The organism is Kitasatospora sp. NPDC059462, from assembly GCF_042749955.1.
Taxonomy (GTDB): domain Bacteria; phylum Actinomycetota; class Actinomycetes; order Streptomycetales; family Streptomycetaceae; genus Kitasatospora.
The window spans coordinates 59,031-84,115 of record NZ_JBHYUU010000011.1 but is presented as its reverse complement, the minus strand read 5'-3'; the positions used below and the strand labels follow the sequence as shown (position 1 = coordinate 84,115).

The 25,085-nt window shown below is 73.7% G+C and carries 27 protein-coding genes; 11 read left to right on the top strand and 16 right to left on the bottom strand.

The genetic code is table 11. The annotated features are described in order from the left end of the window. Positions 1-3 precede the first annotated feature (3 nt). Complete coding sequence (locus tag ACFXAM_RS05555) at positions 4-2,172, top strand: DUF6571 family protein (protein ID WP_380287709.1); 2,169 nt, start codon at positions 4-6, stop codon at positions 2,170-2,172. After that, the gene (locus ACFXAM_RS05550) at positions 2,169-3,227 is read left to right on the top strand and encodes a hypothetical protein (RefSeq protein WP_380287708.1); all 1,059 of its coding nucleotides are present in this window, start codon (positions 2,169-2,171) and stop codon (positions 3,225-3,227) included. The genes ACFXAM_RS05555 and ACFXAM_RS05550 overlap by 4 nt, the downstream gene beginning before the upstream one ends. A 69-nt stretch (positions 3,228-3,296) precedes the next feature. Here ACFXAM_RS05550 and fabI read toward each other — a convergent pair whose 3' ends face one another. Next, on the bottom strand, positions 3,297-4,064 hold the full coding sequence (gene fabI, locus ACFXAM_RS05545; RefSeq protein ID WP_380287707.1) for an enoyl-ACP reductase FabI: 768 nt from the start codon (positions 4,062-4,064) through the stop codon (positions 3,297-3,299). A gap of 3 nt (positions 4,065-4,067) precedes the next feature. Continuing rightward, the gene (gene fabG, locus ACFXAM_RS05540) at positions 4,068-4,787 is read right to left on the bottom strand and encodes a 3-oxoacyl-[acyl-carrier-protein] reductase (protein WP_380287706.1); all 720 of its coding nucleotides are present in this window, start codon (positions 4,785-4,787) and stop codon (positions 4,068-4,070) included. Positions 4,788-5,159: 372 nt separating this feature from the next. Here fabG and ACFXAM_RS05535 point away from each other — a divergent pair, with 372 nt between their 5' ends. The 6 genes from ACFXAM_RS05535 to ACFXAM_RS05510 all read left to right on the top strand — a co-directional run bounded on the left by ACFXAM_RS05535 (position 5,160) and on the right by ACFXAM_RS05510 (position 10,986). Then, positions 5,160-6,305, top strand: a complete 1,146-nt coding sequence (locus ACFXAM_RS05535; RefSeq protein WP_380287705.1) for an MBL fold metallo-hydrolase — start codon at positions 5,160-5,162, stop codon at positions 6,303-6,305. Between the two features lie 130 nt (positions 6,306-6,435). Beyond that, positions 6,436-7,995 (top strand): TldD/PmbA family protein, encoded by a 1,560-nt coding sequence (locus tag ACFXAM_RS05530; protein ID WP_380287716.1) that lies wholly within the window; start codon positions 6,436-6,438, stop codon positions 7,993-7,995. Continuing rightward, a complete protein-coding gene (locus ACFXAM_RS05525; protein ID WP_380287704.1) occupies positions 7,995-9,401 on the top strand; it encodes a metallopeptidase TldD-related protein in 1,407 nt (468 codons plus the stop codon). Before ACFXAM_RS05530 ends, ACFXAM_RS05525 begins: the two co-directional genes overlap by 1 nt. Positions 9,402-9,433: 32 nt before the next feature. Next, positions 9,434-9,979 (top strand): RNA 2'-phosphotransferase, encoded by a 546-nt coding sequence (locus tag ACFXAM_RS05520; protein ID WP_380287703.1) that lies wholly within the window; start codon positions 9,434-9,436, stop codon positions 9,977-9,979. A 117-nt stretch (positions 9,980-10,096) separates the two neighbouring features. Then, entirely contained in the window at positions 10,097-10,486 is a 390-nt protein-coding gene (locus tag ACFXAM_RS05515) for a DUF3099 domain-containing protein (RefSeq protein WP_380287702.1), read from the top strand. Between the two features lie 266 nt (positions 10,487-10,752). Beyond that, positions 10,753-10,986, top strand: coding sequence for a hypothetical protein (locus ACFXAM_RS05510; RefSeq protein ID WP_380287701.1), 234 nt, complete (start codon positions 10,753-10,755; stop codon positions 10,984-10,986). A 3-nt stretch (positions 10,987-10,989) separates the two neighbouring features. On the opposite strand, the gene moaA is transcribed toward ACFXAM_RS05510, so the two are convergent. From moaA to ACFXAM_RS05490, 4 genes are all read right to left on the bottom strand, one after another. Beyond that, complete coding sequence (gene moaA / locus ACFXAM_RS05505) at positions 10,990-11,979, bottom strand: GTP 3',8-cyclase MoaA (protein ID WP_380287700.1); 990 nt, start codon at positions 11,977-11,979, stop codon at positions 10,990-10,992. Positions 11,980-12,070: 91 nt separating this feature from the next. Further along, positions 12,071-13,681, bottom strand: a complete 1,611-nt coding sequence (locus ACFXAM_RS05500) for a cation acetate symporter (RefSeq protein ID WP_380287699.1) — start codon at positions 13,679-13,681, stop codon at positions 12,071-12,073. After that, positions 13,678-14,034 (bottom strand): DUF485 domain-containing protein, encoded by a 357-nt coding sequence (locus tag ACFXAM_RS05495; protein WP_380287698.1) that lies wholly within the window; start codon positions 14,032-14,034, stop codon positions 13,678-13,680. Before ACFXAM_RS05495 ends, ACFXAM_RS05500 begins: the two co-directional genes overlap by 4 nt. Positions 14,035-14,283: 249 nt before the next feature. Continuing rightward, positions 14,284-15,327 carry a zinc-dependent alcohol dehydrogenase family protein gene (locus ACFXAM_RS05490; RefSeq protein WP_380287697.1) on the bottom strand — a complete coding sequence of 348 codons (1,044 nt, stop codon included), beginning with the start codon at positions 15,325-15,327 and terminating at the stop codon, positions 14,284-14,286. Between the two features lie 183 nt (positions 15,328-15,510). Between ACFXAM_RS05490 and ACFXAM_RS05485 the strand changes: the two genes are divergently transcribed. Beyond that, positions 15,511-16,509 carry a DEDDh family exonuclease gene (locus ACFXAM_RS05485; protein ID WP_380287696.1) on the top strand — a complete coding sequence of 333 codons (999 nt, stop codon included), beginning with the start codon at positions 15,511-15,513 and terminating at the stop codon, positions 16,507-16,509. Between the two features lie 31 nt (positions 16,510-16,540). Then, positions 16,541-17,338 (top strand): SURF1 family protein, encoded by a 798-nt coding sequence (locus tag ACFXAM_RS05480; RefSeq protein WP_380287695.1) that lies wholly within the window; start codon positions 16,541-16,543, stop codon positions 17,336-17,338. A gap of 37 nt (positions 17,339-17,375) precedes the next feature. Here the strand turns inward: ACFXAM_RS05480 and trxA are convergent, their stop codons facing one another. Both trxA and ACFXAM_RS05470 read right to left on the bottom strand, forming a co-directional pair. Then, entirely contained in the window at positions 17,376-17,708 is a 333-nt protein-coding gene (gene trxA, locus ACFXAM_RS05475) for a thioredoxin (RefSeq protein WP_380287694.1), read from the bottom strand. A gap of 3 nt (positions 17,709-17,711) precedes the next feature. Next, positions 17,712-18,158 (bottom strand): MerR family transcriptional regulator, encoded by a 447-nt coding sequence (locus ACFXAM_RS05470; RefSeq protein WP_380287693.1) that lies wholly within the window; start codon positions 18,156-18,158, stop codon positions 17,712-17,714. Between the two features lie 133 nt (positions 18,159-18,291). On the opposite strand from ACFXAM_RS05470, the gene ACFXAM_RS05465 reads away from it, so the two are divergent. Next, complete coding sequence (locus ACFXAM_RS05465) at positions 18,292-19,065, top strand: SDR family oxidoreductase (protein ID WP_380287692.1); 774 nt, start codon at positions 18,292-18,294, stop codon at positions 19,063-19,065. A 16-nt stretch (positions 19,066-19,081) separates the two neighbouring features. On the opposite strand, the gene ACFXAM_RS05460 is transcribed toward ACFXAM_RS05465, so the two are convergent. The 8 genes from ACFXAM_RS05460 to abc-f all read right to left on the bottom strand — a co-directional run bounded on the left by ACFXAM_RS05460 (position 19,082) and on the right by abc-f (position 24,957). Next, the gene (locus ACFXAM_RS05460; protein ID WP_380287691.1) at positions 19,082-19,723 is read right to left on the bottom strand and encodes an alkaline shock response membrane anchor protein AmaP; all 642 of its coding nucleotides are present in this window, start codon (positions 19,721-19,723) and stop codon (positions 19,082-19,084) included. Continuing rightward, positions 19,720-20,436 (bottom strand): DUF6286 domain-containing protein, encoded by a 717-nt coding sequence (locus ACFXAM_RS05455; RefSeq protein WP_380287690.1) that lies wholly within the window; start codon positions 20,434-20,436, stop codon positions 19,720-19,722. Before ACFXAM_RS05455 ends, ACFXAM_RS05460 begins: the two co-directional genes overlap by 4 nt. Then, positions 20,433-20,792 carry a hypothetical protein gene (locus ACFXAM_RS05450; RefSeq protein ID WP_380287689.1) on the bottom strand — a complete coding sequence of 120 codons (360 nt, stop codon included), beginning with the start codon at positions 20,790-20,792 and terminating at the stop codon, positions 20,433-20,435. Before ACFXAM_RS05450 ends, ACFXAM_RS05455 begins: the two co-directional genes overlap by 4 nt. After that, the gene (locus ACFXAM_RS05445) at positions 20,792-20,983 is read right to left on the bottom strand and encodes a hypothetical protein (RefSeq protein ID WP_380287688.1); all 192 of its coding nucleotides are present in this window, start codon (positions 20,981-20,983) and stop codon (positions 20,792-20,794) included. The genes ACFXAM_RS05450 and ACFXAM_RS05445 overlap by 1 nt, the downstream gene beginning before the upstream one ends. 36 nt (positions 20,984-21,019) lie before the next feature. Continuing rightward, entirely contained in the window at positions 21,020-21,535 is a 516-nt protein-coding gene (locus ACFXAM_RS05440; protein ID WP_380287687.1) for an Asp23/Gls24 family envelope stress response protein, read from the bottom strand. A gap of 162 nt (positions 21,536-21,697) precedes the next feature. Next, positions 21,698-22,504: an enoyl-CoA hydratase/isomerase family protein gene (locus tag ACFXAM_RS05435; RefSeq protein WP_380287686.1), complete on the bottom strand. Its 807-nt coding sequence runs from the start codon at positions 22,502-22,504 to the stop codon at positions 21,698-21,700. A gap of 232 nt (positions 22,505-22,736) precedes the next feature. Continuing rightward, positions 22,737-22,970 carry a helix-turn-helix domain-containing protein gene (locus ACFXAM_RS05430; protein WP_350548483.1) on the bottom strand — a complete coding sequence of 78 codons (234 nt, stop codon included), beginning with the start codon at positions 22,968-22,970 and terminating at the stop codon, positions 22,737-22,739. 388 nt (positions 22,971-23,358) lie between these two features. After that, complete coding sequence (gene abc-f / locus ACFXAM_RS05425; RefSeq protein WP_380287685.1) at positions 23,359-24,957, bottom strand: ribosomal protection-like ABC-F family protein; 1,599 nt, start codon at positions 24,955-24,957, stop codon at positions 23,359-23,361. Positions 24,958-25,085 lie beyond the last annotated feature (128 nt).

Below are 25,085 nucleotides of genomic sequence, written 5' to 3'. Positions count from 1 at the left end.
CGCATGAGCCTGCTCGGTTTCGAGGACGTCATGAAGGCCGACCCGTCCGCGATGGCCAAGGCCGCCGCCGACTGGACGGCGATGGCCGGCAAGTACCAGCAGATCCAGCACCGGCTGGAGACCGAGGTGCTCGCCGTCACCGGCAACCAGGGTCTGTGGATGGGCTCCACCGCGTTCGCCGCCAACGCCCACGTCGACCGGACCCGCCAGCAGAGCATCGACGCGCAGACCGAGGCCAAGGCCGTCGCGTCGATCATCACCGACGCCAAGAACGACTTCGAGGCGGCGCAGAAGAAGCTGAAGCAGGCCGTCGCCGACGCCCGGGCCGACGGCATGAAGGTGACCGGCACCGGCGCCGTGATGTTCGACGTCGGCGCGCTCGACCCGGCCACCAAGCAGGAGTACCGCCACGACCGGGACTACCAGCAGGAGCGCAGCGAGGCCGCCGGCACGTGGGCGCAGAAGATCAGCATCTACGTGGAGGAGGCGACCGCGGCCGACCAGCGGGCCGCCCTCCAGCTGCGCCGCGCCGCCAAGGTCGGCGACCTGGTGAACGAGTTCAACGGCCAGGCGGTCGGCGGCGGTGACGAGGCGGACGGCAAGCGGGCCGCCGACCTCGCCTCCCGGCTCAAGGACGGCAAGAACCTCAGCGCCGAGGAGCTGGCCGAGCTCAACAACCTGATGAAGGCCAACTCCGGCAGCCCGGTCTACGGCCAGACCCTGCTCAACGCGCTCGGTCCCGAGGGCACCCTGCTGCTCGCCGACGAGCTGGAGGTCCGGATCAACGACCGGGACGGCAAGAACAAGGGCGAGTACGGCGAGCTGCAGACCAACCTCGCCAACACCATCGGCGGCGCCACCCGGGACACCAACAGCAGGTTCTACCAGGACTTCCGCAAGGGCCTCCAGGAAGCCGGCGTCAAGAACATCAACGAGCGCCACTTCGGCGGCAGGACCGAGCCGATCTACGGCTACCAGACGCTCACCACCCTGCTTCAGCACGGCAACGCCGGGTACGGCTCGCAGTTCCTGAACGACCTCGGCACCGACGTCCTCAAGGCCGAGCGCGACAACAAGAACCGCTGGTCCTCGCACCAGTTCAACGGCCCGCGCCCGGACCTGGTCTTCGACCCGGTGGACGGCGTGCTCAAGCTGATGGGCCAGAACCCGGAGGCCGCCACCCAGTTCCTCGACCCCAAGGGGCCGGGGGCCGAGGACCGCCTTGCGTACCTGCTGCGCGACCGCGAGTGGCCCACCTCGTACGTCAACACCCTGTACGGGCCGCCGATGATCGACAAGACCACCCACCAGGACGGCCTCGCCGCCGCCCTGGAGGCCGCCGCCACCGGCGACGTCCCCGGCGAGGGCACCCACAACGGCGGCCCGCACACCCCGGCGCAGGCCCGGGTGATGGAGGGCGTGATCGCGGCGCTCGACGGGGAGGGCAAGGGCAGCGAGATCCACGACGACCTGAAGATGCCGCTGGCGAACGCGCTGTCGGACTACGTCGACGACACCCACAAGATCCTCAGCGACCACGTCAGCGCCGGCAGCGGCGGGGTCCGCGAGGAGAACGGCGAGGGCCACCTCGACGGCGGCGCCGACAGCCTGGTGCGCGTCCTGCGCGGCGTCTCGGAGGAACCCGAGGCCTACGCCCTGCTCTACGGCGCCGAACGGGCCAAGGCCGCCGAGCTCATCGCCGCCCTGCCGCCCGACCCCCGGGCGGACCGCGAGGTCGTCGACCTCCCGGCCCAGCGCATCGGCACCGCGCTCGGCGCCTACGACGCGATCCGCTCCGACGTCATCCTCGACAACAAGGACGACCGGATGGAGTGGGCCGACAAGACCAGCTCCTTGGCCTCCTCGATGAACGGCACCGTGACCGGGTTCATCCCGGAGGTCGGCGACATCGCCGGGACGCTCGTCGACATGGGCATCGAGAAGTGGGCGGACGACGTCAAGAAGGACGCCCAGGACGCCGGCAACAAGGGCTCCTCCGACCACCACTTCGCGGCCCTGAACCAGAGCAAGGAGATGGCCCTCGGCTGGGGCCGGGCGAACGGCTACACCACGGACGCCCGGGCCGACCTCGTCTACTCCAACATGGCGACCGGCCACACCAGCGGCCACGCCAACGCCATGAGCGCCCTGGGACGGAACGGTCAGCAGTGAAACTCTCCCGGCGCACCTGGGCGGTCCTCGCCGGCGTGCTCGTCCTCGCCCTCGGCGCGGGCGGCTTCGCCGCGTGGCAGTACACCAACCTGTTCCTCCCGGACCGCCTCTGCGACGGCGCCGTCGCCGCCGAGGACGCCGAACGGGTCCTCGGCAGCGGCAAGATCGTGGTCGCCGACAGCGACGTGTCGAGCGACCGGAGCGATCCGGAGGCGAACTGTGCGATCAGCCTCAGGCGCGGCGGCACGTACGTCGCCGAGATCCACCTGCGGACCAGATCGGCCCAGCTCTTCGAGCCGTCCCTGCGGGCCGATCCGGCGATGTCCCAGCCGGACCGGGGGCCGGTCGGCGCGTTCGGCAACACCCGCGGCTGGCTGCTGATGGCGCCCGGCTGCCGGCTGGACACCAAGGACACCGACCACTACCCGAAGCGGGACGCCGACGCGGTCGCCGTGGACGTGGTCCGCGACGAGGAACCCGACCCCTACCAGTCCGTCCGGGCGGACACGACCGCGTCGCCCGGGGCTCGGCAGGACCTGGCCCGGCTGGCCGCCGACTTCGCGGCAGCGGTCGCCCGCCGCTCCGGCTGCGGCTCGGCGCAGGTCCCCGACGTCCACCTGACCACCGGCGAACAGCTCGCGCGGCCCGTCGAGGACGGGAAGCTCTGCGGGGTCCCGGGGGCCACCGCCACCGGCACGCTCCCGCCCTCGGCCGTCCAGGACATCAGCAGCCCCTCGGCACCGGTGCAGACCTGCTGGATCCACAGCGGTACCCGGCAGCAGCCGCTCTACGAGTTCACCGCCACCCTCGACACCCGCTACCCGGGCTTCGCCCTGCACGTCGACGACAAGCCGCTGGAACCACTGGCGGACGGCTGGCGGGGCACCGGCAACGGAAGTACCGTGGCCGCGCCCTGCGGAACCGGCACCCTCACGCTGCAGGCCTTCGGGCGCTCGATCGCCGATGCGCCCCCGGCCCTCGAAGCCCCCGCCTTCCGCGCCTGGGCCAACGCGATGGCCGCCCACTACGGCTGCGAGCCGGTAGCACCCCGGTAGCACCGACGCCGCTGCCCGGCACCCCTCCTCCTCGGGAGGGGTGCCGGGCAGCGGCGTGAACGGGAGGCGTCAGGCGCCGATGGCGTGCAGGCCGCCGTCGACGTGGATGATCTCGCCGGTGGTCTTCGGGAACCAGTCCGACAGCAGGGCGACGATGCCGCGGCCGGCCGGCTCCGGGTCGTTCAGGTCCCACTTCATCGGCGAGCGGTTGTCCCAGGTGGCGGCCAGGTCGCCGAAGCCCGGGATGGACTTGGCGGCCATCGAGCCGAGCGGGCCGGCCGAGACCAGGTTGCAGCGGATGTCCCGCTCGCCCAGGTAGCGGGCCAGGTAGCGGTTGGTGGACTCCAGGGCGGCCTTCGCCGGGCCCATCCAGTCGTACTGCGGCCAGGCGAACTGCGCGTCGAAGGTGAGGCCGACGACCGAGCCGCCGTCCTGCATCAGCGGCAGCAGCGCCGTGGTCAGCGACTTCAGCGAGTACGCCGAGACGTGCATGGCGGTGGCCACGGACTCCCACGGCGTGTTCAGGAAGTTGCCGCCCAGGGCGTCCTGCGGGGCGAAGCCGATCGAGTGGACGATGCCGTCCAGGCTCGGCAGGTGCTCGCGCACCTGGTCGGCGATGCCGGCCAGCTGCTCCGGGTTGGAGACGTCCAGCTCCAGGACCTTGACCGGGTTCGGCAGCTTCTTGGCGACGCGCTCGGTCAGGCTCGGCCGCGGGAAGGCGGTCAGGATGACCTCGGCGCCCTGCTCCTGGGCCAGCTTGGCGGCGTGGAAGGCGATGGAGGACTCCAGCAGCACACCGGTGATGAGGATGCGCTTGCCCTCAAGGATTCCGCTCATGTCTCAGTGACCCATGCCCAATCCGCCGTCGACGGGAATGACGGCTCCGGTGATGTACGCGGCCTCGTCCGAACCGAGGAACCGCACGGTGGAAGCGACCTCGGCGGGCGCCGCGTAGCGGCCCAGGGGCACGCCGGCGACGATCTCCGCGCGGCGCTCGTCGCTGAGCACCGCGGTCATGTCGGTGTCCACGAAGCCGGGGGCGACCACGTTGACGGTGATGTTGCGCGGGCCCAGCTCGCGGGCCAGCGAACGGGCGAAGCCGACCAGGCCCGCCTTGGACGCGGCGTAGTTGGCCTGGCCCGGGGAGCCGGAGAGGCCGACGACCGAGGAGATCAGCACGATCCGGCCCTTGCGGGCGCGCATCATCAGCTTGGACGCGCGCTTCACGACGCGGAAGGTCCCGGTGAGGTTGGTGTCCAGGACGGACGTGAAGGCCTCCTCCGACATCCGCAGCAGCAGGGTGTCGTTGGTGATCCCGGCGTTGGCGACCAGCACCTCGACGGCGCCGTGCGCGGCCTCGACCTCGGTCAGGGCGGCGTCCACCTGGGCGCTGTCGGTGATGTCGCAGCGCACCGCGAGCACGTCGTACTTGGCCAGCTGCTCGGGCACCTCACCCGACCGGCTGGTGATGGCGACCTTGTCGCCCGCCTCGGCGAAGGCCTGGGCGATCGCGAGGCCGATGCCCCGGTTGCCTCCGGTGACGAGAACCGAGCGGCTCAACGATCCACCTCTCTCCGTTGGGTGCGCACGCCGTGATGCCCGCGCGCCACTGCGTGATGTCCGCGTACGTCGCAACGAGTACGCGATGCTTGACGCTATCGGTCGTTCCGGCGCCGCGACGAATCGGTCTCCCACAGCGCCGCACCGACGGAACTGTCGGTACCCGACAATCCGTGTCCGGCCGGCTTCCCGCTATGCGCCCGCCGGTCCCCGCCACGTTGTCGTGTCCACTGAGCCGGTCGTCCGGGAACCCGACGACGGGGCATGCCCGTTGTGCCCCTGGTGCGGCACCACGCCGGGGCCGCCGCACCGGGCCCGCAGCGGCCCGCAGCCGGTAACCGGCCCCGGTGACGAGCGGAGGCGGAGCGCGCAATGAGCGAGGCACGGGCCGGGACCACCCATCGGCGCGGACGACTGGCGGCCCTGGCCGCACTGGCGGTCGGCGCGGGAGCGGTCGCCTGGGCGCTGCGCGACCTCCCGGCGGCGTTCGGCCGCCGGCCGGACGGCGAACGGGAGGAGCGGCTGCGCAACTCCCCCCAGTACCGCGACGGCGTCTTCCACAACGCGCCCTCCGTGCTGGCCCGGGCGTCCGCGCCGGCCGGCATCGACCCGGGCACGGTGCGCCGGGCGCTGTTCCAGCGCGAGGGCCGCACGCCGGGCCGGCCGGTGCCCACCGTCCGCCCGGCCGACGCCGCGGGCCCGGCCGCCGAGGGCGTGGCGGTCACCTGGTACGGGCACGCCTCGGCGCTGGTGGAGATCGAGGGTTCGCGGGTGCTGCTCGACCCGGTCTGGAGCGAGCGCTGCTCCCCCGCCGCGCAGGTCGGCCCGCGCCGGCTGCACCCCGTGCCGGTGGAGCTGGAGGAGCTGCCGCAGGTGGACGCGGTGCTCATCTCGCACGACCACTACGACCACCTGGACATGGCGACGGTCCGGCGGCTGGTGCGCAGCCAGTCCGCGCCGTTCGCGGTGCCGCTCGGCATCGGCGCCCACCTGCGCCGCTGGGGCGTGCCCGAACACCGGATCATCGAGCTGGACTGGGACGAGACCTGCACCCTCGGTGACCTGGCGCTCACGCTGACCGCCGCCCATCACTTCTCCGGCCGCGGGCTGACCCGCAACACCACCCTGTGGGGCTCCTGGGTGATCGCCGGGCCGGGCCGCAAGGTCTACTACACCGGCGACTCCGGCTACTTCGAGGGCTACGCGCGGATCGGCGCCGCGCACGGCCCGTTCGACGCCGCGCTCGTCCAGGTCGGCGCCTACGACCCGGCCTGGGCGGACATCCACATGACGCCCGAGGACGCCGTCCTCGCCCACCGGGAGCTGAACGCCGGACTGCTGCTGCCGGTGCACTGGTGCACCTTCAACCTGGGGCTGCACCCGTGGGCCGAGCCGGTCGAGCGGCTGCTGGTGGCCGCCAAGGAGCACGGCGTGCCGCTGGCGGTCCCGCGCCCCGGCGAGCGGGTGGACGTCGACAACCCGCCGGAGCTGGACGGCTGGTGGGAGGGCGTTCGCTAGGGTCTGGCCGCCGCACCGGAAATGCGCTGGCCGAAACCCCCTTGACGGGCAATGATGCGGTTCGGGTGCCCTTGTCCGTATCGGGGCGCCGCACCGCCGTCCGCCCGACCAGGGAGCCCGATTGCCTCCGCTGCCCCCGACCAGCACGCCCGCGCCCCGCGGCGGCGCCGCGCGCGCCGTCGACCCGCTCTTCCTCGGCCACCCGCTGCACGCCCTCGCCGACGCCGCCCTCACCCGGGCCCGCGAACTCGGTGCCACGCACGCCGACTTCCGCCTGGAGCAGGTGCGCAGCGCCTCCTGGCGGCTGCGCGACGCCCGCCCGTCCGGCACCTCCGACAGCGTCCAGCTCGGCTTCGCCGTGCGGGTGCTGCTGGACGGCGCCTGGGGCTTCGCCGCCGGGGTGGACCTCACCCCGGACGCGGCGGCCCGGGTGGCCGGGCAGGCCGTCGCGGTGGCCGGGCTCTCCGGCGGGATCAGCCGCGCGGCGGGATCGGCGCAGCGGGTCGAGCTGGCCGACGAGCCGGTGCACCGCGACGTCACCTGGGTCTCCGCCTACGACGTGAACCCCTTCGAGGTGCCGGACGCCGAGAAGACGGCGCTGCTCGCCGAGTGGAGCACCCGGCTGCTGGCCGCCGAGGGCGTCTCGCACGTCCAGGCGACCCTGCTGACCGTCCAGGAGAACAAGTTCTACGCGGACACCTCCGGGACCGTCACCACCCAGCAGCGGGTGCGGCTGCACCCGGTGCTGGAGGCCACCTCGGTGGACGGGCGCACCGGCGCCTTCGACTCGATGCGCACCCTGGCGCCGCCGGCCGGGCGCGGCTGGGAGTACCTGACGGGCACCGGGTGGGACTGGGACGCCGAGCTCGCCGGACTGCCCGTCCTGCTGGCCGAGAAGATGAAGGCGCCGAGCGTCGAGCCGGGCCGCTACGACCTGGTGATCGACCCGTCCAACCTCTGGCTGACCATCCACGAGTCGATCGGCCACGCCACCGAGCTGGACCGCGCCCTCGGCTACGAGGCCGCCTACGCGGGCACCTCCTTCGCCACCTTCGACAAGCTCGGCTCGCTGCAGTACGGCTCGGAGCTGATGCACGTCACCGGCGACCGCACCGCCGAGCACGGGCTGTCCACCGTCGGCTACGACGACGAGGGGGTGGCCGCGCAGTCCTGGGACCTCGTCAAGGACGGTGTGCTGGTCGGCTACCAGCTCGACCGCGCGATGGCGAAGCTCAAGGGCTTCGAGCGCTCCAACGGCTGCGCCTTCGCGGACTCCCCCGCGCACGTCCCGGTGCAGCGGATGGCCAATGTCTCGCTGCGCCCGGCCGAGGGCGGCCCGTCCACCGAGGGCCTGTTCGCGGGCGTCGAGAACGGCCTCTACATCGTCGGAGACCGTTCGTGGTCGATCGACATGCAGCGGTACAACTTCCAGTTCACCGGCCAGCGCGCCTACGCCATCAAGAACGGCGAACTCGCGGGCCAGGTGAAGGACTTCGCCTACCAGGCCACCACCACCGACTTCTGGGGCTCGATGGCGGCCGTCGGCGGCCCGCAGACCTACGTCCTGGGCGGTGCCTTCAACTGCGGCAAGGCGCAGCCCGGCCAGGTCGCCGCGGTCAGCCACGGCTGCCCCTCGGCGCTGTTCCGCAACGTCAACGTGCTCAACACCCAGCAGGAGGCGGGTCACTGATGACCGCGACGACGCAGCCCCACGAACTCGTCGAGCTGGCGCTCGGCCTCTCCCGCGCCGACGGCTGCGTGGTGATCGCCGACGAGGAGTCGACCGCCAACCTGCGCTGGGCCGGCAACGCGCTCACCACCAACGGCGTCACCCGGGGCCGGCGGCTCACCGTGATCGCCACGGTGGCCGGCGCCGAGGGCACCGCCTCCGGCGTGGTCTCCCGCGAGGCCGTCGGCCCGCAGGAGGTGGCGGACCTGGTGCGGGCCGCCGAGGCGGCCGCCCGCGCGGCCGGCCCGGCCGAGGACGCGCAGCCGCTGGTCACCGCGGCCGAGCAGCGGAACTCGCCGCACTTCACCGAGCCGCCCGCCGAGACCTCGGTCGCCGTGTTCGAGGAGTTCGGACCGGCCCTCGGCCGGGCCTTCGCCCGCGCCGCCGAGCAGGGCGAGCTGCTGTACGGCTTCGCCCGGCACGAGCTGGTCACCAGCTACCTGGGCACCTCCACCGGTCTGCGGCTGCGCCACGACCAGCCGACCGGCACGGTCGAGCTGAACGCCAAGACCGCCGACCTGTCCGGCTCGGCCTGGACCGGTGCCTCCACCCGGGACTTCTCCGACGTGGACGTCGCCGCCCTGCACGCCGAGGCGACCCGGCGGCTCGGCTGGGGCAGCCGCCGGATCGACCTGCCGGCCGGCCGCTACGAGACGCTGCTGCCGCCGTCCGCCGTCGCCGACCTGATGGTGTACCTGTCGTGGTCGGCCGGCGGCCGGGACGCCTTCGAGGGCCGCACGGTCTTCTCCAGGCCCGGCGGCGGGACGCGGATCGGCGAGAAGCTGGCCGGGCTGCCGCTGACGCTGCGCTCCGACCCGCACGAGCCGGGCCTGGAGTGCGCGCCGTTCGTGCTGGCCTCCGGCGGTGAGGGCGAGTCCTCGGTGTTCGACAACGGTCTGCCGCTGACCGCCACCGACTGGATCCGCGACGGCGAGCTGACCGGCCTGGTCACGAACCGGCACTCGGCGGCCCTGGCCGGGCTGCCGGTGCGCCCGGAGGTCGGCAACCTCGTGCTGGAGACGGCCGGTCAGCAGGACGCGCCGACGCTGGAGGAGATGATCGCCCGGACCGAGCGCGGCCTGCTGCTCACCTGCCTCTGGTACATCCGCGAGGTGGACCCGGCGACGCTGCTGCTGACCGGCCTGACCCGGGACGGCGTCTACCTGGTGGAGAACGGCGAGGTGGTCGGGGCGGTCAACAACTTCCGCTTCAACGAGTCGCCGGTGGACCTGCTCGGCCGGATCACCGAGGTCGGCCGCACGGAGCGCTGCCTGCCGCGCGAGTGGAGCGACTGGTTCACCCGGGCGGCGATGCCGCCGGTCCGGGTTCCCGGATTCAACATGAGCTCGGTCAGCCAGGCCTCGTAGTCGGGCGGCCCGACCGGAGAGGAACGACAGGCGTGGACGAGAGGCGCGTGGTGAGGACCAGCAGGATGCTGTCGGGCATCCTGCGGCACGACCCGGGCCGGGTGGGGATCGCCCTGGACGCGGCCGGCTGGGTGCGGGTGGACGTGCTGCTCGGCGCGCTGGCGGCCCGGGGCACCCGGCTGACCAGGGCCGAGCTGGACCACGTGGTGGCGACCAACAACAAGCGCCGCTTCGCCTACTCGCCGGACGGCCTGTCGATCCGGGCCAGCCAGGGGCACACGGTGGCGGTCGACCTCGGTCTGGCCGCCACCGAGCCCCCGCCGGTGCTGTTCCACGGCACCGCGACCCGCAGCCTGGCGGCGATCCTCCACGAGGGGCTGCGCCCGATGGCCCGCCGGGACGTCCACCTGTCGGCGGACACCGAAACCGCCACCCGGGTGGGCGCCCGGCACGGCCGGCCGGTGGTGCTCCGGGTGGACGCGGCCGCGATGGCGGCGGCGGGCCACGAGTTCCGGGTGAGCGCCAACGGGGTCTGGCTGACGGACGCGGTGCCGCCGCAGTACCTCTCCCGGGACTGACGGGGGCCGATCGGGGGACGCTCGCGGACCCGGTCTCGTCGCCGGTGCCCTCCCGGCGTACCGTGAGACGGCAGCGCGGCGAGGCGCGCGGGTGCGTGGACGAGGGCGGTTTGGGACATGGGCAAGAGTGCCGACGGCGGTCGGGTCTACCGGATCACGGGGGCCCGCAGCAGCCTCAGCGAGGACGTCCGCGGGCGGCAGCGCCGGTACGTGGCCTCGATGCTGCTGCGGACGGTCTGCGTGCTGCTCGCGGTGGTGCTGTGGGACGTCCAGCGATGGCTGGCTTTCGCCGCCCTGGCGGGCGGGGTGCTGCTGCCGTACTTCGCGGTGCTGCTCGCCAACGCGGGCCGGGAGCGGGCCCCGGGTCTGCCGTCCACCTTCGACGTGCCGCCCACCACGCCGCTGATGCTGGGCCCCGGCGGCGCCGGTCCGCTCGGTGCGGATGTGACGCAGGGTGCTGATGGGGCCGGGCGTGTGCCCACCGATTCTTCACAGGGCCGGAGCTGACCGTCCGTTTTGAGCCACTATCCACCCCTTGTCGGGCCGGAAAGCTCAAAAGAAGCTCAGATTAATCATGCAAGACCTCCCCATACCCACCCCGGGCCGTGACATACTGCGTACGCGCTCCGCATCCCCCGTCGGAGCGACGGACCGACGCCGGGCGGCTCCCCCCGTGGCTGCCCGGCGTCGCCATGCGCACTTTCTCCCGGCCCCCCGGTGCGTGACAGACTGGCGGTGACCACGCCCCGCCGACCGCCCGAGGACGACCGCCGATGCTGCTCCCCGACGCCCCCCAGCCGCAGACCCCGATCTGCTCCGCCAAGGGCTGCCGCGCGGACGCGGTCTGGGTGCTGGTGTGGAACAACCCCAAGCTGCACACCCCGGACCGCCGGAAGACCTGGCTGGCCTGCGACGAGCACCGCGAGCACCTCTCGCAGTTCCTCGGCGTGCGCGGCTTCCTCAAGGAGGTCACGGCCTTCGCCGAGTGGACCCCCGCGGAGGACTGATCCTCAGCCGCCGATGGCCGACATCGGCCGCTGCGGCTGGTGGAAGTCCGGGTCGTCGATCCCGGCACCGGCCTTCTTGCCCCACATCGCGGCCCGCCACAGCGCGGCCAGTTCGGCGTCGTCGGCGCCCGAGCGCAGGGCGGTGCGCAGGTCGGTCTCCCCGGTGGCGAACAGGCAGTTGCGGACCTGGCCGTCGGCGGTGAGCCGGGTGCGGTCGCAGGCGCGGCAGAACGGGCGGGTCACCGAGGCGATCACGCCGACCCGCCCCGGGCCGCCGTCCACCAGCCAGCGTTCGGCGGGGGCCGCGCCGCGGGCGGCGGAGGGCTCGGGGGTGAGGGTGAACCGGGCGGACAGCCGCTCCAGGATCTCCCCGGCGGTGATCATCGCGGAGCGGTCCCAGCCGTGCTGGGCGTCCAGCGGCATCTGCTCGATGAACCGCAGCTCGTAGCCGCGCTCCAGGCACCAGGCGAGCAGCTCGGGCGCCTCGTGCTCGTTGACGCCGCGCATCAGCACCGCGTTGAGCTTGACCGGGGTGAGCCCGGCGGCCTCGGCGGCGGCCAGGCCGGCCAGCACGTCGTGGAGGCGCCGGCGCCGGGTGAGGGTGTGGAAGGTGGACTCGTCGAGGGTGTCGAGCGAGACGTTCACCCGGTCCAGGCCCGCCGCCCGCAGCGCCGTCGCGGTACGGGCGAGGCCGATGCCGTTGGTGGTGAGCGAGAGCTCCGGGCGCGGGTCGAGGGCCGCGCAGGCCTCGACGATGCCGACCACCCCGGGGCGCAGCAGCGGCTCGCCGCCGGTGAAGCGGACCTCCCGCACGCCGAGGTCGCGCACGGCGAGGCCCACCAGCCGGACGATCTCCTCGTCGGTGAGCAGCTCGGGCCGGGTCAGCCACTGCAGGCCCTCCTCGGGCATGCAGTAGGTGCAGCGCAGATTGCACCGGTCGGTGAGGGAGACCCGCAGGTCGACGGCGCGGCGGCCGAAGGTGTCGAGCAGCACGGCGGTCCCTTCCCGAGTGAGGTGCCGCCGGGGGCGGCCGGCCCGGCCGCCGTCACGGCGGGACCGGGCCAGCTTAGTCACCACCCGTCGGTCAGTGGGCGCCCAGCCCGGTCAGCGAGCGGACCTCCAGTTCAGCGTACTTCGCCGGATCGGCCTCGCGGCGGGAGAGCACGGTGCCGACCCAGCCCGCCGCGAAGCCCACCGGGATGGAGACCAGGCCGGGGTTCTCCAGCGGGAACCAGTGGAAGTCGGCGTGCGGGAGGAGCGCGTTCTTCCCGCCCGAGACGACCGGGGAGAAGACCACCAGCAGCACCGAGGAGAACAGTCCGGCGTAGACCGAGCTGACCGCGCCGGTGGTGGTGAAGCGCTTCCAGAACAGCGAGTACAGCAGGGTGGGCAGGTTCGCCGAGGCGGCGACCGCGAAGGCCAGGGCGACCAGGGCGGCGGCGTTGAGCTTGTCGGCGAACAGGCTCAGCACGATCGCCACCGCGCCGATGGCGGCGGCGGCCCACTTGGCGACGCGCACCTCCTCGCGCTCGGAGACCTTGCCGCGCCGGAACACGTTGGCGTAGAGGTCATGGGCGAAGGAGGCCGAGGAGGCGAGGGTCAGCCCGGCGACGACGGCGAGGATGGTGGCGAAGGCGACCGCGGAGATCACCGCGAGCAGCACCGCCCCGCCGGTGGTGCCCGGGCCGCCGCCGAGCTGCTCGGCGAGCTGCGGGGCGGCGGTGTTGCCGGCCGCGTTGGCGGCCTTGATCGCCTTGGGGCCGACCAGGGCGGCGGCGCCGAAGCCGAGCGCGAGGGTCATCAGGTAGAAGCCGCCGATGATGCCGATCGCCCAGAGCACCGACTTCCGGGCGGCCTTGGCGGTGGGCACGGTGTAGAAGCGGACCAGGATGTGCGGCAGCCCGGCGGTGCCGAGCACCAGGGCGAGGCCGAGGCTGAGGAAGTCGAGCTTGCTGATCTCGGTGACGCCGTACTTCAGCCCCGGTTCGAGGAAGGCGTCGGCCTTGCCGCTGGCGGCGGCGGCGGCGCCGAGCAGGGCGGAGAGGTCGAAGTGGTACTTGGCCAGCACCAGGACGGTCATCAGCGCGGTGCCGGCGATCAGCAGCACCGCCTTGACGATCTGCACCCAGGTGGTGCCCTTCATGCCGCCCAGGGCGACGTAGAGGACCATCAGCGCGCCGACCGCGACGATGGTCCAGCGCTTGGCGGCGTCGCCGCTGACCCCGAGGAGCAGAGCGACCAGGCTGCCGGCGCCGACCATCTGGGCGAGCAGGTAGAAGATCGACACCACGATGGTGGAGATGCCGGCGGCGGTGCGCACCGGGCGCTGGCGCATCCGGAAGGCCAGCACGTCGGCCATGGTGTAGCGGCCGGAGTTGCGCAGCGGTTCGGCGACCAGCAGCAGCGCGACCAGCCAGGCGACCAGGAAGCCGATGGAGTAGAGGAAGCCGTCGTAGCCGAACAGCGCGATGGCGCCGGCGATGCCCAGGAAGGACGCGGCGGACATGTAGTCGCCGGAGATGGCGAGGCCGTTCTGGAAGCCGGAGAAGGCGCGGCCGCCGGCGTAGAAGTCGGCGGCGTCCTTGGTCTGCCGGCCGGCCCAGACGGTGATGCCGAGGGTGGCGAGCACGAAGAGCCCGAACAGGGCCATGGTGAGGCCGCGGTGGTCGGTGGCGGAGCTGGCGAGCAGGTTCATTCGGCGGCCTCCCGGGGGGCGTGGACGACCGCACCGCGCGCCTCGCGGATCGCGGACGCGCCGGGGTCGATCCTCCGGTCGGCGTAGTGCGCGTACCAGGCGGCGATGGCGAAGGTGGTGACGAACTGCATCAGCCCGAGCGCGAGGGCGACGTTGATGTGCCCGGCCACCCGGGTGCCCATCAGGGCGGGGGCGTAGCCGGAGAGCAGCACGTAGAGCAGGTACCAGAGCACGAAACCGATGGTGACCGGGAACGCGAAGTTCCGGAACGAGCGCCGGAGGGTGCGGAACTCCGCGCTCTCCTCGATGAGTTGGGTTTCGCTGGGGGTGGTGGTGATCGGCGGCGATTCCACTCTGACTCCTCACTCCTTCGGCGTAGCGGTCGCACCAGTGGAAACGATCGAACGTGAGCGAAGTCACAAGCAGTCTGCGCGCCGCGCCATGCCGGGAGTGCCGGATTTCACCCGGAAGAGTTTGACCGTGGCCGGACAGGCCTTCACCCCTCCGCCGTAGTCGAATGACCGAAAACCACCCGTCCGGGCATGAATGAGGGGTGGCCCGGCCCGCCGGACCACCCCTGGTCACCCGTCAACGTCGACGCGTCAGAAAGCGATCCGCACCTTCAGGGCCGAACGGTCGTCCATCGCCCGGTAGCCGTCCGGGACGCCGTCGAGGTCCACCGTGCGGTCGAAGACCAGGCCCGGCTCGATCGCCCCGGACAGGACGTCCGGCAGCAGCTCGGGGATGTAGGCGCGGGCCGGCGCGACGCCGCCGCCCAGCGAGACGTTCCGGCCGAACATCTGCCCGATGTCGACGCCCGCGCTGCCGCCGTGCGGCACGCCCACGTAGCCGACCGCGCCGCCGTCCCGGGCGATCGAGACCGCGGTGCGCATCGACTCCTCGGTGCCGACCGCCTCCAGCACCGCGTGCGCGCCCTGCCCGCCGGTCAGCTCCCGGACCGCCTCGATCGCCGCCTCGCCACGCTCGGCCACCACGTCGGTCGCGCCGAACCGGCGGGCCAGGTCAGTGCGGGCGGTGTGCCGCCCCAGCGCGATGATCCGCCCGGCGCCCAGCCGGGAGGCGGCCAGCACCCCGCACAGGCCCACCGCGCCGTCGCCGACCACCGCCACCGTGACGCCCGGCCGCACCCGCGCCGAGACGGCCGCGTGGTGCCCGGTCGCCATCACGTCGGACAGCGCCAGCAGTCCCGGCAGCAGCTTCTCGTCGCCCTGCGCCTCCTTGGGCAGCTTGACCAGGGTGCCGTCCGCGAACGGGACGCGCACCGCCTCGCCCTGGCCGCCGTCCGAGCCGACCTGGCCCCAGAAGCCGCCGTGCGGGCAGGAGGTCTGCAGGCCCTCGCGACAGAAGTCACAGGTGCCGTCCGACCAGACGAACGGCGCCACCACGAGATCGCCCCGGCGGAAGCCGCGCACCTCGGCGCCGGTCTCCTCCACCACGCCGAGGAACTCGTGCCCGATCCGCTGCCCGGCCACCCGCGAGGCGACGCCCCGGTACGCCCACAGGTCGCTGCCGCAGATGCAGGCGTTCACCACCCGCACCACCGCGTCGGTCGGTTGCCGCACCGCCGCGTCCGGCACCTCCTCGATCCGGATGTCGTGGGGACCGTGGATGACCGTGGCACGCATGGGGGTTCGTCCTTCGCAGAGGTGCCCGCAGGGGTGTCGCGGGCGACCGGAGAACAATCGACCGGATGTACGACGACTGCACCGTCCACTCTATTCCGGGCCCCTGCGACCGACCTTCCGAAGGACCCCCGCCGCCGGCGAAGGACCGTCCGCGGTCGGCGGCGGGCCTTATCCTGTTGGACCATGTACGCGATCCAGCCCGAGACCCCCGGCGCAGCACCGCGGACCGCCGCGGTCCCGGCCCAGCGCTCCGCCGCACCCGCCGGCGGCTTCGCGGTGGTCGACGTCGAGACCACCGGCCTCGGCCGCACGGACCGCGTCATCTCGGCGGGCGTCTACCAGCTGGACGAGGACGGCGACGTCACCGACCACTGGTACACCCTGGTCAACCCGGAGCGCGATCCCGGCCCGGTCTGGATCCACGGCCTCACCGACGACCAGCTGGCCGGCGCGCCCACCTTCCCGGAGATCGCCGAGGAGTTCGCCGAGCGGCTGCGCGGCCGGGTGATGGTCGCCCACAACGCGCTCTTCGACTGGAACATGATCTCCCGCGAGTTCTCCCGGGCCGGCCTGCGCGCCCCGGTCGAGCAGCGGCTGTGCACCATGGTGCTGGCCCGGGACCTGCGGCTGCCGCTGCCCAACGGCAAGCTGTCCTCGCTGGCCGCGCACTTCGGCGTCCACCAGCTCCGGGCGCACAACGCGCTGGACGACGCCCGGGTGCTCGCCGAGGCGTTCCGCCCCAGCCTGGCGCTGGCCCGCTCGGGGGGCGTCCCGCTGCCGCTGCAGTCCTGCGTGGCCGTCACGGACCTCGGCGAGGACGCGCCCGCCTCCCCCGCCCGGGCCTCCTGGACCGGCGCCGCCTACCGGCAGGCCAGGAAGCGCCCGCCGTGCCCGTACCCGAACCCCGGGCGCTGGGAGGACGGCAAGCCGCTCGTCCAGGGCATGCGGGTGGCGTTCACCGGCGACACCGCCACCGACCGCGAGCTGCTGGAGGACCGCGCCGTCGAGGCCGGCCTGCACATCGCCACCTCGGTGAGCCGGCTCACCAGCCTGCTGGTCACCAACGAGCCGGACAGCTGGAGCGGCAAGGCCCGCAAGGCCCGCGAGGTCGGCACCCCCGTCGTCGGCGAGGACGCCTTCCTCCAGCTGCTGCGCGAGGTCGCCCCGCACCCCGGTGCGTGAGCCGGTTGTGAGCAGGGCGTACCGTGCCCATGTGTACCGTTTTCTGCTCTCCCGGCGCTGGCTGATCGCCCTGCTGATCGCCCTGCTGCTGATCCCCACGACCATCCGGCTGGGGTTCTGGCAGCTGCACCGCCACGAGGCGCGGGTGGACCGCAACGAGCTGATCGCCCAGGCCCTCACCGCCGGGCCGGTGCCCTACGACACCCTGTCGGCGGCGCCCGGCTTCGCCGTGCCCAGGAGCCTCACCTGGCGGCCCGTGACGGCCACCGGTACGTACGACCCGGCGCACGAGTTCGTGGTCCGCAAGCGGACCGACTCCAGCGGGGACAAGATCGGCTACTTCGTGGTCACCCCGCTGGTGCTGGCCGACGGCGCGGGCACCGTCCTGGTCAACCGCGGCTGGGTGCCCTCCGGCACCTCCGCCACCGACTACCCGGCCGTCCCGGCCGCACCGGCCGGCCAGGTCGCCCTGACCGGCCGGCTGCGCGCCGACGAGACCGCCTCCGGCAGCCTCAAGGACCGGGCCGGACTGCCGGACCGGCAGTTCAACCTGATCAGCACCGGCCAGCAGGCCAAGGAGAGCGGCGCCGCCCTGCTCGGCGGCTACCTGGAGCTCACCGCCACCGAGCCGGCCCCGGCGGAGCAGCCCGAGCTGCTGCCCGAGCCCAACCACTCCGACATCGGACCGCACATGGCGTACGCGATCCAGTGGTGGCTGTTCACCGCGATGATCCCGGTCGGCTTCGTGGTGATGGCCCGGCGCGAGGCCAGGGACCGCCGCAAGGAGGCCGCCGGGGCCGAGGGCGTCGCGGTCGCCGTCCCGGCCTGAGCCCCGCCCGCCCGGACCGCGGCCGCCGGGGACCCCGTCAGAGCACGTCGTCCAGTTCGCGCAGCAGCCGGGCCTTGGCCCGGGCGCCGACGACCGACTTCACCGGCTCGCCGCCGCGGAACACCATCAGCGTCGGCATCGACAGCACCCCGTACGCCGCCTGGGTCTGCGGGTTGTGGTCGACGTCCAGGCTGACCACGGTCAGCCGGTGCGCCTCCTCCCGGGCGATGTCCGCCAGCACCGGCACCATCTGGCGGCACGGCGGGCACCAGTCCGCCGTGAAGTCCACCAGCACCGGCCCGTCGGCCGCCAGCACCTCGGCGGCGAAGGTCTCGTCCGTCACCGCCGCCACCCCTGTGATCTGCACCATGGCCTACCTCTTCTCCCACTCGTCCCGGTCGGGGGCCGCCGGTACGGCCCACTCGCACTGCGGCGGCTCCGCGGAGGCCCCCGCGGCGAGCGCGTCGCGCTCCCGCTCGGCCCGGGCGTACTGCGCGGACACCCGGGCCCTGACCTCCTGCAGCCGGGCGATGCACTCGTCCAGCTCGGACAGCTTCTTCCGGTAGACCTCCAGCGAGGCCGGGCAGGAATCGCCGTGCGGGTGCCCGGCCTGCAGGCACTCGACGAACGGCCTGGTCTCCTCCAGGCCGAAGCCGAAGTCCTGAAGGGTGCGGATCTGCCGCAGCAGCCGCAGGTCCTCCTCGCCGTACGCGCGGTAGCCGTTGCCGGCCCGCCGGGCCGGGAGCAGCCCGAGCTGCTCGTAGTACCGCAGTGCCCGGGTGGTGGTCCCCGCCCGCTTCGCCAGTTCACCGATCCGCATGTCCGGACCCTGCCCTTCCGGCCGCTGTTCGAACGCCGCCGGGAACGACGGTAGACCTTGACGCCCGCGTCAACGCCAACGCCACGGGCGGCCGGCGTACCCGCCGCCCCGGCCGACGCGGCAGGATGGCCCCATGGATCTTGGACTGCAGAACAAGGTGTACGTGGTCACCGGCGCGACCCGGGGCCTGGGGCTGGCCACCGCCCGGGAGCTCGCCGCGGACGGCGCCCGGGTGCTGGTCACCGGCCGCAGGCCGGCGGCCGTCGAGGCGGCGGTCGCCGAACTCGCCGGGCTCGGCGGCGGACCGGAGGCCGTGCACGGGCTGGTGGCCGACAACGCCGACCCGGCCACCGCCGAACGGCTGCTGACGGCCGCCGTCGAGCGCTTCGGCCGGCTGGACGGCGTGCTGATCAGCGTCGGCGGCCCGCAGGCCGGCACGGTGGCCGCCGCGCCCGAGGAGGCCTGGCGGGAGGCCTTCGACGCGGTCTTCCTCGGCGCCCTGCGGATCGCCCGCGCCGCCGCCGGCACGCTCGGCGAGGGCGGGGTGATCGGCTTCGTGCTCTCCGGCTCCGTCCGCCAGCCCATCGCCGGCCTCGGCATCTCCAACGGGCTGCGCCCCGGCCTCGCGATGGCCGCCAAGTCGCTCGCCGACGAGCTCGGCCCGCGCGGCATCCGGGTGGTCGGTCTGCTGCCGGCCCGGATCGACACCGACCGGGTGCGCGAGCTCGACGCCCTCGGCGGCGACCCCGAGGCCGCCCGCGCCCGCAACAGCGCCGACATCCCGCTCGGCCGCTACGGCACCCCCGAGGAGTTCGGCAAGGTCGCCGCCTTCCTGCTCTCCCCCGCCGCCTCCTACCTCACCGGGGTCATGGTCCCCGTCGACGGCGGCGCGCTGCGCGGGCTCTGAGCACCACCGGGCGGCGTCAGACCACCCGCGGCCGCCGGCCGCGGCGGCGGCGCCGCCCGGTCACCTCGGGCCGGGCCGCGACCACCCGGATCCGCAGGTCGGCGGGCAGGTCCGGCAGGCCCAGGCTGGCCAGCGCCCCGGCGCGCGGGCCGGACTCGAAGTGCTCGGCGAGCGCGGCCGGATCACCGCCCGGGGTCATCCGCACGGCCGCCCGCAGCCGCGGGTGCCGCGTGCCGCGCACCAGCCGGACGCCCACCCGCTCGACCTCCGGCAGCTCCACCGCCCCGATCTCCACCGCCTCCTCCAGCGCCCGGGTCCGCAGCCGCAGCCGCAGCCCCGGCGCACCGGGGGTGGGCAGCAGCACGCTCGTCGGACCGCTGCGGCGCAGCTGGGCCAGCAGCCACCAGGCGGTTCCGGCGACCACCACGGCCGGCCCGCCGATCGCCACCGGCCACCACCAGGACTCGCCCACCCACCGGGTGCGCGAGTCGGCGCTCACCACCGGCTGGTCGGGCGAGGTGAGCGGCCACCAGGACGGCGGGTCGACGCCGAGACGCCCGTACAGGTCGAGTCCGCCGGCCAGCACCAGCACCCCGGCCGCCAGCAGCGCCGCCCCGACCACTCCCAGCAGCAGCCGGTTGACCGTGCCGCGGCTCACTCGGCGCCCCCGCCCGTCGCGGCCCGGGTGTCCTTCCCGGGGCCGTCCGCCGCCTCCCCGTCCGCCCCGGTCACCCCGTCCGGCCCGGTTTCCGCGTCCGGCCCGGGTTCCCCCTGCGGCCGCGCGCGCCCGCGCCGGCCCGCCGTCCGCACGTCCAGGCGCGGCGGCCGGGCCAGGGCGACGGCCGCCAGCTCCTCGCGCAGCCGGCGCTGCACCGAGGCCGGGTCGGCCGGGCCGGCCAGCGCGATCCGCACCCGGCGCCGGCCGACCCGCACCCTCAGGTGCTCGACGCCCGGCAGCACGGCGGCCCGGTCGGCCAGCAGGGCGGCCACCCCGGAGCGGTCGACGGCCGCGGCGGTGGCCCCGTGCGGGCGCAGCGGCAGCCAGCGGCGCAGCCCGGGCGCGAGGGCGAGCCCGAGCAGCAGGGCGCCGAGCAGCACGCCCGCACCGGCGCCGGCCAGCACGGCCGGGTCGTCCAGGTGCCGGGTGGCCAGTTCGTCGGCCAGCTCCGCGCGCCACGGCCGGGCCCGGTGCCCGGTCCGCACGGCGATCACGTCGTAGAGCAGCCCTCCGGCCACCACCAGCAGCACGGTGGCCACCACGGCGGCGGCCACGGTGCGCGGGGCCCGGGGCCGGCGCACCTTCCCGGCCGGCGCCGCCGTCGGCGCCCCCTGCACCGCCGCGGGGCCGGAGCCCTGTGCACCGGCGCTCACCGGGCGGTCTCCGGGACCAGGTGCTCGACCACCACGACGACCTCGGAGACCCGGCTGCCGGTCAGGGCGCGGGTGTCGGCGGTGACGCGGTCGCGGACGGCGCGGGCGAGCGCGGTGAGGTCGGCCGGGAAGGGGAGGTCGACGCAGACCCGGACGGTGACCGGGGCGCCCGGGCTCGCGGGGCCGGTGGCCGAGACCTTCGGCGGGCCGCCGCGCGCGGTGCGGCCGTGCCAGGCGTGGGCGAGCGCCTCGCTCGCGGCGCGGGCGGCGATCCGGGCGTAGACGCGGTCGGCGAGCCGCAGCCGGCCGCGGGCACCGGGTTCCCGGCGGGCGGTGACCGGGACGAGGCCCGCCATCAGCGGCGCCGGTCGCGGCCGCGCAGCAGTTCGCCGAGCTCGCCGGGCTCGATGTCGCCCTCCAGCAGGCGGCCGACCACGAATCCGGCCGCCCCGAGCACCGCCACCAGCAGGAACGCCGCGAAGCCGCCGAAGTATCCGGCGAAGCCGAGGGCCATTCCCACCACCAGGCCGACGATGGCCAGGTTCATCCGTTCCACCTCGTCTTCCGCCGGTACCGCTCCGGACTACTTCAGCTTGGGCCGTTGCCCGGAGGAGGGTGCTTCCTCCTCCTCGACGACGTCGGGCTCGTCGGGCAGGTGGACGTCGTTGACGGCGATGTTGACCTCGACGACTTCCAGCCCGGTCATCCGCTCGACCGCGTCGATGATGTTCTCCCGCACCTGGCGGGCGAGTTCGGGGATGACGACGCCGTACTCGACGACCAGCGCGATGTCGATGGCGGTCTGCTTCTCCCCCACCTCCGCCTTGATGCCGCGTCCGACGCTGCCGCGCCCGCCGGGCACCCGGTCGCGCATCGCCCCGAAGGTGCGGGCGAGGCCGGAGCCGAGGGCGTGGATGCCGTTGATCTCGCGCGCGGCCATCCCGGCGATCTTCTCGACCACGCCGACGGCCAGCGCGGTGCGGCCGCGCTCGCCGACCGTGCCGGAGGCGCCCGGACCCGCCGATGGGACGGCGGTGTGCGGGGCGCCACCGTGCGGGGCGTTCTTGTGCAGGGTGGCGGGCGTCGGAGTGTCAGGCATGGCTCATCTCCCGTCGTGCGGCTCCAGCTATATCGCAAATCGGTCCAACTCTGGCATTTCGCCACGAATCCCGCCCCCGGAGCAGCCGGAAGGCCCGAACGCCGGAGGCCCGGCGCCGTGGGTGCGTCCCACGGGCCGGGCCTCCGGTGCGATGGCGTCCGGTCAGTCGCCGATGCCGGCGAGGTCGCGCAGCCGGCGGGCCTGCGCCGCCCGTTCGGCCGAACGCTGCTCGTCGTAGGAGCGGCCGGCGGCGCCCTGGAGCAGGGCCTTGGTCTCGATGACCGCGTTGCGCGGGGCGGCGAGCAGGGCGGCGGCGAGGTCGCGGGCGGCGGCGTCCAGCTCGGCGGCCGGGACGGCGAGGTTGGCCAGGCCGATCGCGGCGGCCTCCGCCGCACCGATCCAGCGGCCGGTGGCGCAGATCTCCAGCGCCCGGGCGTAGCCGACGAGCTCGGTCAGCGGCTTGGTCCCGGCGAGGTCGGGGACCAGGCCGAGCGAGGTCTCCTTCATGGAGAACTGGACGTCCTCGGCGACCACCCGCAGGTCGCAGCCGAGGGCCAGCTGGAAGCCCGCGCCGACGGCGTGGCCCTGGACGGCGGCGACGGTCACCAGGTCGGGGCGGCGCCACCAGGTGAAGGCCTCCTGGTAGCCGGCGATGGTCGCGTCGAGCTCCTGGTCGCCGGAGGCGGCCAGCTGCTGGAAGCCGGGCTCGCCGGGGATGCCCTCGGGGGTGAACATCGCGCGGTCCAGGCCGGCCGAGAAGGAGACGCCCTCGGCGCGCAGCAGCACCACCCGGACGGTCCCGGGCAGCTCGCGGCCGATCGCGGTGAGGGCGCGCCACAGTGCGGGCGACTGGGCGTTGCGCCGCTTGGGCTGACAGAGGGTGACGACGGCGAGTTCGCCGTCGATCTCCAGGCGGACGCCGTCCTGCTCCCGGTGCGGGGTCTGCGGATCGGTGACGGGAGCGGTCATGCGGGGACCTCCGGTGGCGAGGGTGCTTGGCTACCGGAGAGTAACAAAACTGGCGGCGCGGCGGCAGGGGGCAGCCCGCGGGCGCCTCCGGACGCCGGACGACCGGGCCGGCGGACGACCCCGGCATGACGATCGGCGGCCGGTTCGCCCCGGCCGGGGGCGGACGATCAACGGTCGTCCCCCCGGTCGGCGCCCTGCCGCCGAGTCATCCGTCCAGTCGATTGACGAAGCGTCAGGAACCAGCTCCAGCAGGAGCTTTGTTCTTGCCCCGCGTGGCACCGCCGCGGCCCCGGAGAATCACCCCGGACTCGCTCAGCATGCGGTGCACGAAGCCGTACGAGCGACCGGTCTCCTCCGCGAGGGCGCGAATGCTCGCCCCGGAGTCGTACTTCCTCTTGAGATCGGCCGCGAGCTTCTCACGCGCGGCACCGGTCACCCGGCTGCCCTTTTTCAGAGTCTCGGCCACCCGTGCCTCCTCGTAGCGTTGCTCGGTCAGATTCCCATGATCACCCATCCACCGCGTCCTGGCCACCCATTCGACAAGGTCCATGTCGGCAACGGGCGGTCCTGCGGTGGTGATCCGAGCGCACAAGGGCGCTCACGCTGAGTGCACGCCCCCGGGGGCGTTCGGCCGTTCGATGCGAAAGGGCTGATCAGCAGCATGCGCCCGACCACGATCGAGCGGCGGGCCGACGAAAGCTCCTCAAACGGAATGCGGGACCGCTTCATTCCCGGACACGCCGAAAGGACTAGTTTTTCTGGCCCAAAGAAAGGAGTGCACGTCTACCCCCGGCCGGACGGGAAGGCGAAGGCCCGGTCGCCCGTACGGACGACCGGGCCTTCGCGGCGCCCGATCAGGCCAGCGTGACCAGGTCCGCGTAGGCCGGGCTCCAGAGGTCCTCGACACCGTCCGGGAGCAGGATGATCCGCTCCGGCTGGAGCGCGTCGACCGCGCCCTCGTCGTGGGTGACCAGCACGACCGCACCGGAGAACTCGTGCAGCGCGCCGAGGATCTCCTCGCGGCTGGCCGGGTCCAGGTTGTTGGTCGGCTCGTCCAGCAGCAGGACGTTGGCGCTGGAGACCACCAGGGTGGCCAGCGCGAGCCGGGTCTTCTCGCCGCCGGAGAGCACCCCGGCCGGCTTGTCGACGTCGTCGCCGGAGAACAGGAAGGAGCCGAGGATCTTGCGGACCTGGACCAGGTCCATGTCCGGCGCCGCCGAGCGCATGTTCTCCAGGACCGTGCGCTCCGCGTCCAGCGTCTCGTGTTCCTGGGCGTAGTAGCCGATCTTCAGGCCGTGGCCCGGGATCACCTCGCCGGTGTCCGGCTTCTCCACCCCGGCCAGCATCCGCAGCAGGGTGGTCTTGCCGGCGCCGTTGAGGCCCAGCACGACGACCCGCGAGCCGCGGTCGATCGCCAGGTCGACGCCGGCGAAGATCTCCAGCGAGCCGTAGGACTTGGACAGGTCGCTGGCGGTGAGCGGGGTCTTGCCGCACGGCGCCGGGTCCGGGAAGCGCAGCTTGGCGACCTTGTCGTTGGCCCGCACCGTCTCCAGACCGGCCAGCAGCTTCTCCGCCCGGCGGGCCATGTTCTGCGCGGCCACCGTCTTGGTCGCCTTGGCGCGCATCTTGTCCGCCTGCGCGTTCAGCGTGGCGGCCTTCTTCTCGGCGTTGGCGCGCTCGCGCTTGCGGCGCTTCTCGTCGTCCTCGCGCTGCTGCTGGTACTGCTTCCAGCCCATGTTGTAGACGTCGATCGCGGAGCGGTTGGCGTCCAGGTAGAAGACCTTGTTGACGACCGTCTCGACCAGGTCGACGTCGTGCGAGATGACGATGAAGCCGCCCTTGTAGGTCTTCAGGAAGTCCCGCAGCCAGGCGATCGAGTCGGCGTCCAGGTGGTTGGTCGGCTCGTCGAGCAGCAGCACGTCGGAGTCGGAGAACAGGATCCGGGCCAGCTCGACGCGGCGGCGCTGACCGCCGGAGAGGGTGTGCAGCTGCTGGTTGAGGATGCGGTCCGGCAGACCCAGCGCGGCGGCGATGGTCGCGGCCTCGGCCTCGGCGGCGTACCCGCCCTTGGTGAGGAACTCGGTCTCCAGCCGCGCGTACTTCTTCATCGCGTTCTCGCGGGTGGCGCCCTTGCCGTTCGCCATCCGCTCCTCGTTCTCGCGCATCTTGCGCAGCACGCTGTCCAGGCCGCGGGCGGAGAGGATGCGGTCCTTGGCCAGCACGTCGAGGTCGCCGGTGCGCGGGTCCTGCGGCAGGTAGCCGACCTCGCCCGAGCGGGTCACCGTGCCGGCGGCCGGAATGCCCTCGCCGGCCAGCACCTTGGTGAGCGTGGTCTTCCCGGCACCGTTGCGCCCGACCAGGCCGATCCGGTCACCGGGGGCGACCTTGAAGCTCGCCGACTCGATCAGGATCCGGGCGCCGGCACGCAGTTCGAGGCCGTTGGCGGAAATCATGGCTGGGTACTACTCCTGGGACGTGGGCGGGCAACCGGACGCGGTCCGGACCCGGGACGGGGAAGGGGGTCGTCGACGGGGCTCTGCAGGACCGCGCGTGGGCGGCGCCGCTCGCCCGTCATACCCCG